The organism is Micromonospora sp. I033, assembly GCF_053890995.1.
Genome location: NZ_JBSSLX010000166.1, coordinates 1 through 13,081 on the forward strand (window position 1 = coordinate 1; position 13,081 = coordinate 13,081).

A 13,081-nucleotide genomic window follows, 5' to 3' on the forward strand; every position below is an offset into this window, starting at 1 on the left:
ATCGCCGGGGAGCGGGGGTGCACGGGCAGCGGGGAGACGTGGGCGTGCCAGAGGTTGTCCGCCGGGAAGATCTGGCCCGGCCGCGCGCTCGGCCTGGGCCGGCCGCCGACCCCGGCCCGGGCGGCGGGGACGGGCGCCGGGCCGGCCGGGGGGGCCGCCGTGGCGGTGACCCCGCCGCTGGACGTCGGCGCGGCGGGCGGCGGCGTGTCCGGCCCGGAGCAGCCGGCGGCGGCGAGGGCGAGCACGGTCGCGACGGCGGTGGCGCGGCGCGCGGACGGGCGGACCATTCCGGGCATCCTGCCCGAGAGCGCCGCCGGCGGCAACCGGTCAGGCGGCGGCGCGGTCGGCGGGCGGCCGGCGGCGGTGGGCCGGGTCGGTGAGCACCGGCGAGGACCAGGCGCCGTCCGGCTGGTAGAGGTTCACGCCGGGCGGGACGATCTCGTCGATCCGGTCCAGCACGGCGTCGTCCAGGGCCAGCTCAGCCCCCTTGAGCAGCCCCTCCAGCTGCGCCATGGTGCGCGGCCCGAGGATCGCCGAGGTGACCGCCGGGTGCGCCACGGTGAAGGCGACGGCCAGCTCTGGCAGCGAGCAGCCGATCTCCTCGGCGAGCGCGACCAGTTCCTCGACGGCGGCGTACTTGGCGGCGTTGCCGGGCAGGGCCGGGTCGAACCGGGCCGGGGTGAGCGCCGGCCGGCCGGCGGTGAGGTCGACGGCCCGGCCCTGCCGGTACCGTCCGGAGAGGAAGCCGGAGGCCAGCGGGCTCCACACCAGCACGCCCATCCCGTAGCGCTGGCAGACCGGGAGGACCGCGGCCTCGATCCCGCGGGCCAGGATCGAGTACGGCGGCTGCTCGGTGCGGAACCGGCCGAGCGACCGCCGCTCCGCGACGTGCTGCGCCTCGACGATCTGCTCGGCCGGGAAGGTCGAGCAGCCGAACGCCCGGATCTTGCCGGCCCGGACCAGGTCGGTGAGCGCCCCCAGGGTCTCCTCGACGTCGGTGGTGTGGTCGGGTCGGTGCACCTGGTAGAGGTCGATCCAGTCGGTGCCCAGGCGGCGCAGACTGTCCTCCACCGCGCGGACGATCCAGCGTCGGGAGTTCCCGCCCCGGTTGGGCCCCTCCCCCATCGGGAAGTGCACCTTGGTTGCCAGGACCACGTCGTCCCGCCGGCCCCGCAGCGCCTTGCCGACGATCACCTCCGACTCGCCCGCCGAGTACATGTCGGCGGTGTCCACGAAGTTGACGCCCCGGTCGAGGGCGGCGTGCACGATCCGGGCGCAGTCGTCGTGGTCGGGGTTGCCGACCGAGCCGAACATCATGGTGCCGAGACAGTGGACGCTGACCTGGATGCCGGTGCCGCCGAGGACGCGGTAACGCATGCGGGCTCCCTTGGGGTGACGCCGCGCTGACCGGGCGGCGGCCGGTGCGGTCACCGTAGGAGTTCGAGCGCGCTCGAGGTCAACTCAGCCGCCGGCCTCCCCGGCCTGCGTCAGGTAGCCGGCCGCCTGCAGCTCGAACAGCTCCCGGTAGAGGCCCTCCTGCGCCATCAGCTCGTCGTGGTCGCCCTGTTGGATGAGCCGGCCGTGGTCCATCACGAAGATCCGGTCGGCGTGCCGGACGTTGGCCAGCCGGTGGGTGATCAGCACGACCGCCCGGTCGGGGTGCCGCCGCAGGTGCTGGAAGAGGGCGTGCTCGGCCCGCGCGTCGAGGGCCGCCGAGGGCTCGTCGCAGATCAGCAGCCGGGCGTCCCGGTAGAGACCGCGGGCGGCCACCAGCCGCTGCCACTGCCCGCCGGAGAGGTCCTGGCCGTCCTTGAACTGCCGGTCCAGCAGTGTGTCGTAGCCGAACGGCAGCTCGGTGATCATGTCGTGGGCGGTGGCGTCCCGGGCGGAGTCCTCGACCTCCGGCCCGGGCCGGTCGGCGGACCGGTCGTGCCGGCCGATCCGGATGTTCTGCCGGGCCGTGAACGGGAACTTCCACCAGTCCTGGCTCATCACCGCCACCTGCGCGGCGGTCTGCCGCGGGTCGAGCTCGGCGGCGTCCACCCCGTCCCAGCGGATCACGCCGGTGCTGGGCCGGTAGAGACCGGCGATGAGCTTGGCCAGGGTGGTCTTGCCGGAGCCGTTCTCCCCCACCAGCGCGATCACCTCGCCCCGCCGGACGGTCAGGCTGACCTCGTCCACCGCCGGTGTGTCGGTGTCCGGGTAGCACAGGCTGACCCGGTCGAGGTCGATGCGGTCGAAGCCCTCCACGGGTCGGGTGCCCCCGGTGGGAACACGTTGCCGGGCCCGGTCGACGAAGTTCCGGTAGTCCTGGTAGTAGAGCGCGTCCTCGTAGAGCGAGTTGGTGGCGAAGACGGCGGTGCGCAGGCCGGCCCGGGCCGACTGCAACGCCAGCAGGGCGGTGGCCGCGGCGGCGAGGGCGACCACACCGTTGAGCAGCAGGCCGCCGAGGACCGCGTAGAGCCCGAAGGCGGCGACCCCGGTGGCCGACAGGCCGACCGCGCGGGTCACCGTCTGTGCCCGGGCCAGGCGCAGCTCCGCGCGGGTCTCCAGTCTCATCACGCGGTGGAACTCCGCCAGTAGGAACTCCCGCATCTGGTACGCGCGGATCTCGGCGGCCGTGTGCCGGTCGGCCATCAGGTCCCCGAGCATCCACTTGCGTCGCTGCCGGGTGATCCGCGCCAGCCAGTCGAGGTGCTGGCGGCGGGCCATCCGCACGGCGGTCACCGCCTCCGGCGCGGCGGCGGCCAGCAGACAGGGCAACAGCAGTGGATGGATCACCGTCACCGCCGCGGCGGTGGCGGCCACGCCGACCACGCCGGTGACCAGGTTGACGGTGTCGTTCACGATGGATCCGGCCTCGGCCAGGCCCCGGTCGCGGGCGCGCACCATCTCCTCGGCGAACCCGGCGTCGTCGAAGGCGGCCAGCTCGACCGCCGAGGTGGTCTCGAAGAGCCGCAGCTCCACCGCGTAGTTGATCTGCGGGATGAGCCGCGCCTGCGCCCAGCCGGCGGCGACGGTCAGGGCGCCGCGGGCGGTGACCGCCGCTGCCGCCAGCGCGAGAGCGGGCAACGCGGCGCGGACCCGGTCGGGCGTGGGGCCGGCGGCGAAGAGCTGCTGGAGCACGCCCGTCGTGGCGAGCAGGCCCAGCGTGGTGAGCACGCCGGCGGCCACGTTGAGCCCGATCGAGGCGAGCGTGTCCCGCCGGCTGGTCGCCCAGGCCAGGGCGACGGCCTCACGGACGAGGGCGGGCAGCCGACGAGCCACCGCCCAGAAGCCCGTGTGGGCGAACTCGGTGGCCCGGTGCATCCAGTGCGGGTCCGCCAGCTCCGGGCCCTCGGCCGGCTCGTCCCGGTCGGACGGGGCACGTGGGCCGACAACCCTGGTCATCGCGCCTCCTCAGCCGATGGGCGGCATCGGAGCTTACTTTCCGCAGCCTTGCGCTGTCTGCCCGTGATCGGCGTGTCGAACACTCGTCCCAAAGGCGTGTCGGTTCCCCGCTCCCGAGGGGTGGGCGATGTCGGGTCGCGTCGCGCGTACCCGTCCCGGGTGGCAGGCTGGTGGGGTCGCCGGCAGCGGGGCGGGGCCGGCGCCGGCAGACCCGTCGTGAAGGAGAAGATCGACCCGATGGCTGTGGACGTCACCACCACGGACGAATGGCAGGCCCTGCGCAAGCACGCCGAGGCGATGCGCGGCACGCACCTGCGGGAGCTGTTCGACGCCGACGGGCAGCGGGGTGACCGGCTCACCGGCGACGTCGCCGACCTGCACGTGGACTACAGCAAGAACCTGGTCACCGACGAGACGCTGCACCTGCTGACCGCGCTCGCCGAGCGGGTCCGGCTGACCGACCGGATCGCCGCCATGTTCGCCGGGGAGCACATCAACTCCACCGAGGACCGGGCCGTGCTGCACACCGCGCTGCGGCTGCCCCGCGACGCGTCGCTCACCGTGGACGGCCAGGACGTGGTCGCCGACGTGCACGCCGTGCTGGACCGGATGTCGGCCTTCGCCGAGCGGGTCCGCTCCGGCTCCTGGCGGGGGCACACCGGCGAGCGGATCAGCACCGTGGTCAACATCGGCATCGGCGGCTCGGACCTCGGGCCGGTGATGGCGTACGAGGCACTGAAGGCGTACCGGGACGCGGGCATCTCCTGCCGGTTCGTGTCCAACATCGACCCGACCGACATCCACGACAAGACCACCGACCTGGACCCGGCCAGCACGCTGTTCGTCGTGGTCTCCAAGACGTTCTCCACCCAGGAGACCCTGGCCAACGCCGACCAGGCGCGGCGCTGGCTGCTGGCCGGGCTGGACGCCGACGACAGCGCCGTGGCCCGGCACTTCGTCGCGGTCAGCACCAACGAGCAGCGGGTCCGCGACTTCGGCATCGACCCGGAGAACATGTTCGGCTTCTGGGACTGGGTGGGCGGCCGCTACTCGCTGCCCTCCGCCGTCGGGCTGTCGGTGATGCTGGCGATCGGGCCGGCGCGGTTCCGCGAGATGCTGGAGGGCTACCACGCGGTGGACGAGCACTTCCGGACCACGCCGGTGGCCCGGAACGTGCCGGCGCTGCTCGGCCTGCTCAACGTCTGGTACACCGACTTCCTGGGCGCGGAGACCCACGCGGTGCTGCCGTATTCGCAGTACCTGCACCGGTTCCCGGCCTACCTGCAGCAGCTCACCATGGAGAGCAACGGCAAGTCGGTGGCGGTGGACGGCCGGCCGGAAAACCAGCCGACCGGGGAGATCTTCTGGGGCGAGCCGGGCACCAACGGCCAGCACGCCTTCTACCAGCTCATCCACCAGGGCACCCGGCTGATCCCGGCCGACTTCATCGCGTTCAGCCAGCCCAACCACGACCTGGGCGACATGCACGACCTGTTCATGTCGAACTTCTTCGCGCAGACCGCCGCGCTGGCCTTCGGCCGCACCCGGGAGCAGGTCGAGGCGGAGGGCACCGCGGCCGAGGTGGTGCCGCACCGGGTGATGCCGGGCAACCACCCGACCACGTCGATCATCGCGCCGAAGCTGACCCCGGCGACGCTGGGGCAACTCGTCGCCCTCTACGAGCACATCGTGTTCACCGAGGCCGCGGTCTGGGACATCAACGCCTTCGACCAGTGGGGCGTGGAGCTGGGCAAGGTGATGGCCAACCAGCTCGCGCCGAAGCTCACCGGGGCCGGGCCGGACCTGGGCGACGTGGACTCCTCCACCGCCGCGCTGATCCGCCGCTACCGCCGGCAGCGCGGCCGGGACTGACGTACGCCCGCGGCCTCCGGCCCGAGCCGGTCGGAGGCCGCGCGGTCAGCCGCGCAGCAGGTCGGCGTGGGCGGCGCGCAGCCGGGCGAGCGCCGGGTCGCCGGCCGGGGCGCGGCGGTCCAGCTCGGCCCAGGCCTCGGCGAGCGCGTCGGCGAGCGCGCGCCGCTCGGCGGCGTGCCGGCGGGTGCTCTGCCGGTGCAGCTCCTCCAGGCGCCGGGACCAGCCGGCGCTGATCGCGGCGATCCGCTCGGCGTCGGCCCGGGCCTGCGCCGCGGTGCGCGCCGCCGTGGCGGGCACGATCGCGGCGACCGGGCGCGGATCGCCGTCGCGGGTGACGACGGTGACGGTGTCGGTCAGCTCGGCGAGGGAGACGAGCTGGGTGAGCCGGGTGCGGACCTCGCGCAGCGGCAGGGCGCGCGGCTGGGGGGACCGGTCGGCCAGTGCGGGGACAGCCATGGACACATGTTGACGTCCGGGTACGACAAAACCCTGGCGGTCAGGCCGTCCACTCCGGCGCGAGCACCGACCAGACCTCCATGTCGGCCCGGCCCTCGGGCGTCGGGGCGGCCCCGCGCAGCACCCCGTCGCGGCTCATGCCCAGCCGGCGGGCGACCGCGATGCTGCGGTCGTTGCCGGCCTTGGTCACCCACTCGACGCGGTGGATGCCGCGCTCCCGGACCGCCCAGTCGATGATCACGCGGGCGGCACGGGTGACCAGGCCCTGCCCCTCGGCGCCGCGCTCCAGCCAGCAGCCGGCCTCACAGACCCCGGTGGTGGTGCTGAGCGACACGAAGAGCACGCCCCCGACCAGGGTGCCGCGCTGCCAGATGCCCCAGATCCCGCCGTCGTCGCGGGCCCACCGGTCGGCGTAGTTCTGCAGGACCCGGCGGGCGGACTCGGCGTCGGTGGCCACGAAGGACGCGCCCACCCAGGGGGCGATGTGCTCCCGGCACCGGTCGAGGTTGGCGAGGAACTCGTCGGCGTGCCACGGCATCAGCTGCCGCAGCTCGGCGTCGTCGGTCAGGGGAAGGGCGAACATCCCCGCAACGTAGTGCGATCACGCCTGCGGCGCACCGGAATTGCGGCCGCCCGTCAGCGGGCCACGAGCCGGACCTCCCGGGCGGTGATGGTCTCCCCGGGCCGCGGCTGGAACACCGTCGCCCCGGCCTGGGTCTCCGCGCGGTAGAGCCACACCACGCCGTACCGCTCGCCGCCGTCGAGCCGGACGGTGGTGGCTCGGGCGGGCAGGGCGGACAGCCGCCACCGGCCGTCGGCGTCGGAGCACTCCTGCTGCTCGTACGGGACGTAGTCACCGTCCCGGCCGGCGAACGCGAGCGGGCAGACCCACTGCACCGGCTGCCGGGTACGCGCGTCGACGACCCGACCGGTGATCGTGGCGCCGAGCGACAAGCTGCCGTCCACCCCGGTGACCCGGCCGCCCCGCGGGACGGTGACCACGGTCGCCGAGGCCAGGTCGTCGCCGCCGTGGTACGCCACGGCGTACCGGCCCTGCGGGTCGTAGAAGATCACGCGGAACCGGCCGGGCACGACGTTCTCGGCCAGGTAGGTGCCGGTGGCGTCGGTGCAGCCACCGTTGTACCCGCCTCCACCGGCCGGGTCGACGCTGCGCAACTCGATGCAGGCGCCCTCGATCGGCTGTCCGGTGGCGGCGTCGGTGATCCGCCCGCTGAGCGTGGCCGGCAGCCAGTAGGTGTCGTCCACCCGGACCGTCGCGCCCGCGTCGACGTCGACGACGGCCGCGCCGGCCCAGTCGGTCGCGCCGTACGCCCAGGCCGGCCAGCAGCAGTCGAAGGAGACCTTGTACGAGGTCGGGTAGAGCCCGCCGATCGTCCAGCTGCCGTCCTCGGCGGTGATGGTGGACCGCCCGAACGCCTCCTCCCGGTTCGCCAGCCAGACGAGCACGTTCAGGCCGGCGGCCGGGGTGCCGTCGGAGCGGGTGAGCGTGCCGGTCAGCGTGCCGGCACGGGGCAGCGCGACGTCGAGGACGGCGGGCGCGACCACCGGCACCGCGTCGCTGATGGTCGCGGCACCGGGCAGCCACGTCTGCGCCGGGTACAGGTCACCGCCCGGGCTGACCTCGATCCGGTAGCCCACCCCGGACTCCAGGCCGTCGAGGGTGAAGGCGCCGGTCTGCAGGTCGACGCACGTCCCGGCGACGATGCCACCGCCGTTGGCCTCCCAGGCGTAGACGCAGGCGCCGTTCATGGGCGCCCCGCCGGTCTGCGCGTCGAGGACGCGGCCGGTGATGGACGCCGCCGCGGCGGACGCCGGCGATGCCGGGAGCGCGGCGATCGCGGTGAGCAGGACGGTCAGTGTGACGGCGCAGAGCCGCCGGCCGATCGGGCGCATGCTCTTCCCTTCCGCACCGCGGTCGCGGTCGTCGCAGGCAGACGCTAGGCGTGATCCGCCGGCCGGCGCGGGGAAGCCGAGGGAAATTGTTGTCTGTCGACAATCTCTTGTGGTGGGACGTGACGCTTCCTCTCGTCCGGACGCTGCCGACGAGGCGGGGGCCGGGCCCATGGGAGGCCCGGCCCGACCGTCAGGGGTGCATTTCGTACGCGCCGGCGAGGGCGACCACCCGCTGCCACACGCGGGCGGTGCGGTCGGCGTCGACGACCGGCCGCCGGAGGTGGGCGACCGCCCACGTGGCCTGCGCCTCGGTGGTGGCCGCCTTGCCGTGCAGTTCGGTGGCGTACCCGGAGAAGTCCCGGACCAGCAGGTCGAAGATCTCGTCCAGCAGGTTGGCGTCGAGGCCGGTCAACTCGGCCTGCTCCAGGATCAGCTGGCCGTAGACGACCAGGGCGAAGAGCTGGCCGACGGTGAGCAGGAAGTCCAGGTCCCGCTGCTGTGCCTCGTCCGGGGCGTGCGCGGCGAGCAGCGCGACCAGCCCGTCGGCCTGCTCGCGGAACCGGGCCACGTTGGGCAGGTGGGCGTGCGCGTCGTAGGCGGTGCGCCAGTCGTGGAAGCGGATGGCGCCGAGGCCGCGGGCCGGGCCCTGCCGGAAGAGGAACTCGTCGTCGGCCGGGTCGCGCCGGCTCGGCACGGGCGGGTGTTCGGCCGGCCGGAACAGGTAGTTCGGCATGAACTTGAGGATGAGCGCCAGGTTGACGTGCACCGTCCCCTCCAGCTTCGGCAGGCCCCGGATGTCCTTGGCGGCCTTGTCGAAGTAGGTGTCGGCCTCGAAGCCCTTGGCGGCGATCACGTCCCAGAGCAGGTCGATCACCTTCTCGCCCTCGGTGGTGACCTTCATCTTGGTCATCGGGTTGAACAGCAGGTACCGCCGGTCGTCCGGGCCGGCCGAGCGGAAGTAGTCGACGGCCCGGTCGCTGAACAGCTTCATGGCCACCAGGCGGGCGTACGCGTCGGTCAGCTCGCGGCGCACGTGCGGGAAGTCGGTGACCCGCCGGCCGTAGAGGATCCGGTGGTGGGCGTGGGTGACGGCCTCGTACATGGCGTGTTCGCAGATCCCGATGGAGGCGGTGCAGAGGTTGAACTTGCCGACGTTGACCGTGTTGAGCGCGGCGTCGAAGGCGGCCGGGCCGGTGTGCAGCACGTCCTCGGCGCGCACCGGATAGTCCTCCAGGCGGAACTCGCTGACGTACATCTGCGCGTTGACCACGTTGCGGACCAGCCGGTACGCCGGGTGCCGGCTGTCGGCGGCGAAGAAGACGTACCCCTCGGGGCCCTCGACGTCGGCACGGCGGCCGAAGACCGAGACCAGGCCGGCGACGTTGCCGTTGCCGATGTAGTACTTGCCGCCGGTGGCCCGGAAGCCGCCGTCCCCGTCGGGGGTGAGCAGCAGGTCGGTGGAGTAGATGTCCGCGCCGTGCGGCCGCTCGGACAGGCCGAAGGCCATCACGTGCCCCTCGTCGAGCAGCGCGGCGGCGCGGGCCCGGGCGGCGGCGTTGCCGCTCTGCCAGACCGGTCCGAGACCGAGCACGGTGACCTGCCAGGTGTACCAGTAGCCGAGGCCGTAGAAGCCGAGGATCTCGCTGAGCGCGGCGTTGCGGGCGGTGTCCCAGCGCTTGTCCGGGTCGTCGCCGCCGTCGGCGGCCGGGGTGAGGAAGGTGGCGAAGAGCCCCTCCTTGGCGGCGAAGTCGAGGAAGTCGGCGTACCACTCGTGGTGGTTGTAGCTCTCCACCAGGGCCCGCTTGCCGCGGGACTCGAACCAGTCGACGGTGGCGCGCAGCAGCCGGCGGGAGGTCTCGTCGAGGTGCTCGGGGTCGTAGCGGTGGGGGTGGAACAGCAGCGGGTCGGTCACGGCTGAGCCCTTCCGAGGGAGTCGAGGGTGTCGAGGACGTCGTCGAGCCAGGCCAGCACCATCCGCTCGTAGGCGATGCCGCCGCGGAGCACGACGTGCTGGAGCGCCGTGCGGGCGTCCCGGGCGGCGGGGTCGGGGAAGTCGCGGCGCTCGCCGGCCAGGTAGCCGGCGAGGGTGGCCTCGTGGTCGGCGCGGTAGCGCTCGACCTCGGCGACCAGGGCGGCGCGCCCGGCCGCGTCGTCGAACGCGGCGCCGCGGATCTTGACGGCCAGCTCGTGCCGGACCGCCTCCGGCTGCACCGGGGCACGCAGCCAGGTGACCAGGGCGGACCGGCCGGTGGGGGTGACCGACCAGACCCTCTTGTCGGGCAGGCCCTCCTGGCCGACCTCCTGGGCGGTGAGCCAGTCGTCGCTCTCCATCCGCTTGAGCACCCGGTAGATCTGCTGGTGGGTGGCGGTCCAGAAGCGGCCGATCGAGCGGTCGAAGCGCCGGGCCAGCTCGTAGCCGGACGCGGGCTGCTCCAGGAGCGAGACGAGGATGGCGTGCTCCAGCGACATGCCGGCCATCTTGCTATGCAACGAGTTGCATAGCAAGACCCCGGCCGGTCACCGGGTCAGCGGCGGCCCAGCCGGGTGGCCAGCGCGGCGCGCAGCCGGTCGACACCCTCGCCGGTCAGCGCCGAGACCGGCACGGCGTCCGGGCAGGCGCGGCAGAGCGCGTCCACCCACTCCGCGGGCGCCACGTCGATCTTGTTGAGCGCCAGCAGCTCGGGCACGTTGCCGGCGCCGATCTCGTGCAGCACGCCGTGCACGGTGGTGATCTGCTCCAGCGCGTCCGGCGCGGCGGCGTCCACCACGTGCAGCACCAGGTCGCTGCCGCTGACCTCCTCCAGCGTCGAGCGGAACGCGTCGACCAGTTGGTGGGGCAGGTGCCGGACGAACCCGACCGTGTCGGTGACGGTGTAGGTGAGGTCGCCGGTGGAGATCCGCCGTACCGTCGGGTCGAGCGTGGCGAACAGCACGTCCTGGACCTGCGCGTCCGCGCCGGTCAGGCGGTTGAGCAGGGCGGACTTGCCCGCGTTGGTGTAGCCGGTGATGGCGACCGAGGGCACCCGGTTGCGGGCCCGCCGGCCGCGGTTCCGCTCCCGCCGCCGGGCCAGCTCGGCGACGTTGCCCCGCAGCCGGGTGGCCCGCTGCCGCAGGCGGCGGCGCTGGGTCTCCAGCTTCATCTCACCGGGGCCGCGGACGCCCATGCCGGCGCCGCCGGCCATCCGGCCACCGCCCACCCGGGACAGCGCGCGGCCGTCACCGCGCAGCCGGGGCAGCTGGTACGCGATCTGCGCCAGCTCCACCTGCACCCGGCCCTCGCTGGTGCGGGCGTGCTCGGCGAAGATGTCCAGGATCAGCGCGGTCCGGTCGACCACCCGCACCCCGGTGCGTTCCTCGAGGTTGCGCACCTGGCCGGGGCTCAGCTCGCCGTCGGCGATCACCACGTCGGCGTGGGTCCGCTCGGCCACCGCGGCCAGCTCGTCCACCTTGCCGGAGCCCACGTAGGTGGCCGGATCGGGTTTCGGGCGGTTCTGCACCACCGCGTCCGCGACGGTCAGCCCGTCGGTGTCGGCCAGGCGGCTCAGCTCGGCCAGCGAGGTCTCGCTCCCCGGGCCGCTCCCGTCGCCGCCCTCGGGATGCACCGCCACCAGCACGGCGGTCGGCCGCCGCCCCGCCGTCGTGGCGCCCGCGCCCATCAACCACGTTCCGGCCATCGCCCACCTCGCTCCTCCGGCTGGGTTCGATCTACCCCGGCGGCACCGGACCATGCGGTCCTGGAAGGTATCCGCGGAGCGCGGCGAACTGCGCCCGGGTGAGGTACGAGGGGTTCGCCGCCTGCGGCTGGCGGAACACCTCGGCTCCGGCCAGCCGGGCGTCGGCCCGCAGCACCTCCCGCCGCACCCGCCGCGGCTCGTCGAGGATCGTCAGGTCCAGCGGCAGGGTCCACGGTTCGCCCGGCGCACCGGGGATCGGCGCCGCGGCGACCCGGCCCAGCCCCCACACGCCGTAGGGCGCCCGACCGCGGCTGCCGCTGGCCCAGAACACCACCGGTTGCCCGGCGCGCATCAGCCGGACCCGGTAACCGGGGCGGACACACCAGCCGTCCACCCGGGCGTCGGCGGCGAAGCGGCCCGCCAGGTCCACCGCGTCCGCGTTGCCCTTGATCAGCCAGGCGCCGAGGTCGTCGAGGGTCACCCGCCGGTCGCTCATCCGGCCATTCTGCGGCCCGCCGGCCGACCGCGCCCGGCGGCGGCTCAGATGATGAGGTGGGTCCAGTACGTGAGCCACAGCGCGAACAGCACACCCTGGAGCAGGGCCAGGCCGGCGGTGAGCCAGGCGTCGAGCCCCGGCCGGCGGGCCCAGCGGGCCAGCACCAGCGCCACCGGGAAGGCGGCGAGCAGGTAGCGCAGCAGGCTCTTGTAGACCGGCGGGCCCATCGACAGCGGCACCAGCACCACGATCACCGTGTAGACCAGGTACGGCCAGTCGGCCCGCCGGCGCAGCCCGACGAACGCCACGAGCAGCATCGCCACGGCGATCCAGACCCGCAGCGCGTTGGCCGAGTTGTCGCCGACGAGCGCCGCGCCGGCCACCCCGAGCGGGTTCTGCACCTTGATCCCCCAGCCCTTCTCCTGGGCGTGCTGGTAGGCGAACCAGTCGCCGCTCTGCCAGCCACAGAAGGCCATGAAGGTCAGCCAGCCGGCCGGGACCAGCAGCAGCGGCCAGCCCTGCCGCAGGTAGCCCGGCAGGGCACGGGGGTGGAGGCGCCAGCCGTGCTGGCGCAGCAGCACCAGGGCCAGCGGGACCACCACCACGAAGCCGACCGAGCGGCTCATCGCCAGGAAGTAGCCGACGATCCCGACCACCAGCCAGCGGCGCTGCTCGGCGTACCAGAACGCGGCCAGGGCGAGGCAGACGAAGAGCGACTCGGTCAGCGCCGCCTGGAACAGGAACGCGGTGGGCAGGAGCAGCAGGTACCGGACGGATCGCCGGCCGTCCGCGCCGGCGTCGCCCGGGTCGTCGGCGCCGAGCAGCCGGCCGCCGAGCCGGTACGTCAGGTAGAGCTGGAACAGCAGCGCCACGTTCGCGACCAGCAGCAGCGCCCAGGCGGTGTGCCCGCCGAGCAGCGGCGCCAGGGGCCGGGCCAGGAACGGGTAGAGCAGCGGGAAGCCGAAGTCGGTCCACGGCCGGTCCAGCGGCACCCGGGCCAGGTGGTCGTAGAGGAACGAGTCCCAGGCGAACCAGAGCGAGATCCAGCGGTGCGAGGAGACCTCGTCCTGCTGGGCCCGCATCGTCGCCTCGTCGGCGGGCAGCGAGCCGGGCGCCAGGTCCCAGGCGGTCAGCACCAGCACGCCCACCAGGCTCAGCACGATCTTCGAGCCGGCGAAGACGGCCAGCACGAAGCCCCAGGGCGCAGGGATCCGCGCGGCCAGCCGCCGGCCCGCCGAGGCCAGCCGGGCGGGCACGCCCGGCCGCAGGTCGGGGCCGG

11 protein-coding genes and 1 pseudogene are annotated in these 13,081 nt (G+C 73.9%); 1 reads left to right on the top strand and 11 read right to left on the bottom strand.

The window, feature by feature from the left end; translation table 11 throughout:
* The 3 genes and pseudogenes from ACW0Q9_RS22890 to ACW0Q9_RS22900 all read right to left on the bottom strand — a co-directional run.
* Positions 1-287, bottom strand: a pseudogene (locus ACW0Q9_RS22890) (hypothetical protein); the annotation flags it as partial.
* Between the two features lie 40 nt (positions 288-327).
* The gene (locus tag ACW0Q9_RS22895; protein ID WP_456184518.1) at positions 328-1,377 is read right to left on the bottom strand and encodes an aldo/keto reductase; all 1,050 of its coding nucleotides are present in this window, start codon (positions 1,375-1,377) and stop codon (positions 328-330) included.
* Between the two features lie 84 nt (positions 1,378-1,461).
* Positions 1,462-3,390, bottom strand: coding sequence for an ABC transporter ATP-binding protein (locus ACW0Q9_RS22900; protein WP_456184520.1), 1,929 nt, complete (start codon positions 3,388-3,390; stop codon positions 1,462-1,464).
* A 237-nt stretch (positions 3,391-3,627) separates the two neighbouring features.
* On the opposite strand from ACW0Q9_RS22900, the gene pgi reads away from it, so the two are divergent.
* Positions 3,628-5,262, top strand: coding sequence for a glucose-6-phosphate isomerase (pgi, locus tag ACW0Q9_RS22905; protein WP_456184536.1), 1,635 nt, complete (start codon positions 3,628-3,630; stop codon positions 5,260-5,262).
* Between the two features lie 45 nt (positions 5,263-5,307).
* On the opposite strand, the gene ACW0Q9_RS22910 is transcribed toward pgi, so the two are convergent.
* From ACW0Q9_RS22910 to ACW0Q9_RS22945, 8 genes are all read right to left on the bottom strand, one after another.
* Positions 5,308-5,718: a type II toxin-antitoxin system Phd/YefM family antitoxin gene (locus tag ACW0Q9_RS22910; protein WP_456184522.1), complete on the bottom strand. Its 411-nt coding sequence runs from the start codon at positions 5,716-5,718 to the stop codon at positions 5,308-5,310.
* A gap of 40 nt (positions 5,719-5,758) precedes the next feature.
* The gene (locus tag ACW0Q9_RS22915; RefSeq protein ID WP_456184524.1) at positions 5,759-6,301 is read right to left on the bottom strand and encodes a GNAT family N-acetyltransferase; all 543 of its coding nucleotides are present in this window, start codon (positions 6,299-6,301) and stop codon (positions 5,759-5,761) included.
* A 53-nt stretch (positions 6,302-6,354) separates the two neighbouring features.
* Complete coding sequence (locus ACW0Q9_RS22920; protein ID WP_456184526.1) at positions 6,355-7,632, bottom strand: MSCRAMM family protein; 1,278 nt, start codon at positions 7,630-7,632, stop codon at positions 6,355-6,357.
* Positions 7,633-7,822: 190 nt separating this feature from the next.
* Positions 7,823-9,544: an acyl-CoA dehydrogenase family protein gene (locus tag ACW0Q9_RS22925; protein ID WP_456184528.1), complete on the bottom strand. Its 1,722-nt coding sequence runs from the start codon at positions 9,542-9,544 to the stop codon at positions 7,823-7,825.
* Complete coding sequence (locus ACW0Q9_RS22930; RefSeq protein WP_456184530.1) at positions 9,541-10,101, bottom strand: PadR family transcriptional regulator; 561 nt, start codon at positions 10,099-10,101, stop codon at positions 9,541-9,543. The genes ACW0Q9_RS22925 and ACW0Q9_RS22930 overlap by 4 nt, the downstream gene beginning before the upstream one ends.
* 56 nt (positions 10,102-10,157) lie before the next feature.
* Positions 10,158-11,306, bottom strand: a complete 1,149-nt coding sequence (gene hflX / locus ACW0Q9_RS22935) for a GTPase HflX (protein ID WP_456184532.1) — start codon at positions 11,304-11,306, stop codon at positions 10,158-10,160.
* A gap of 31 nt (positions 11,307-11,337) precedes the next feature.
* A complete protein-coding gene (locus ACW0Q9_RS22940) occupies positions 11,338-11,802 on the bottom strand; it encodes a hypothetical protein (protein WP_456184534.1) in 465 nt (154 codons plus the stop codon).
* A 44-nt stretch (positions 11,803-11,846) separates the two neighbouring features.
* Positions 11,847-13,058 (bottom strand): hypothetical protein, encoded by a 1,212-nt coding sequence (locus tag ACW0Q9_RS22945; RefSeq protein WP_456184538.1) that lies wholly within the window; start codon positions 13,056-13,058, stop codon positions 11,847-11,849.
* Between the last annotated feature and the right edge of the window lie 23 nt (positions 13,059-13,081).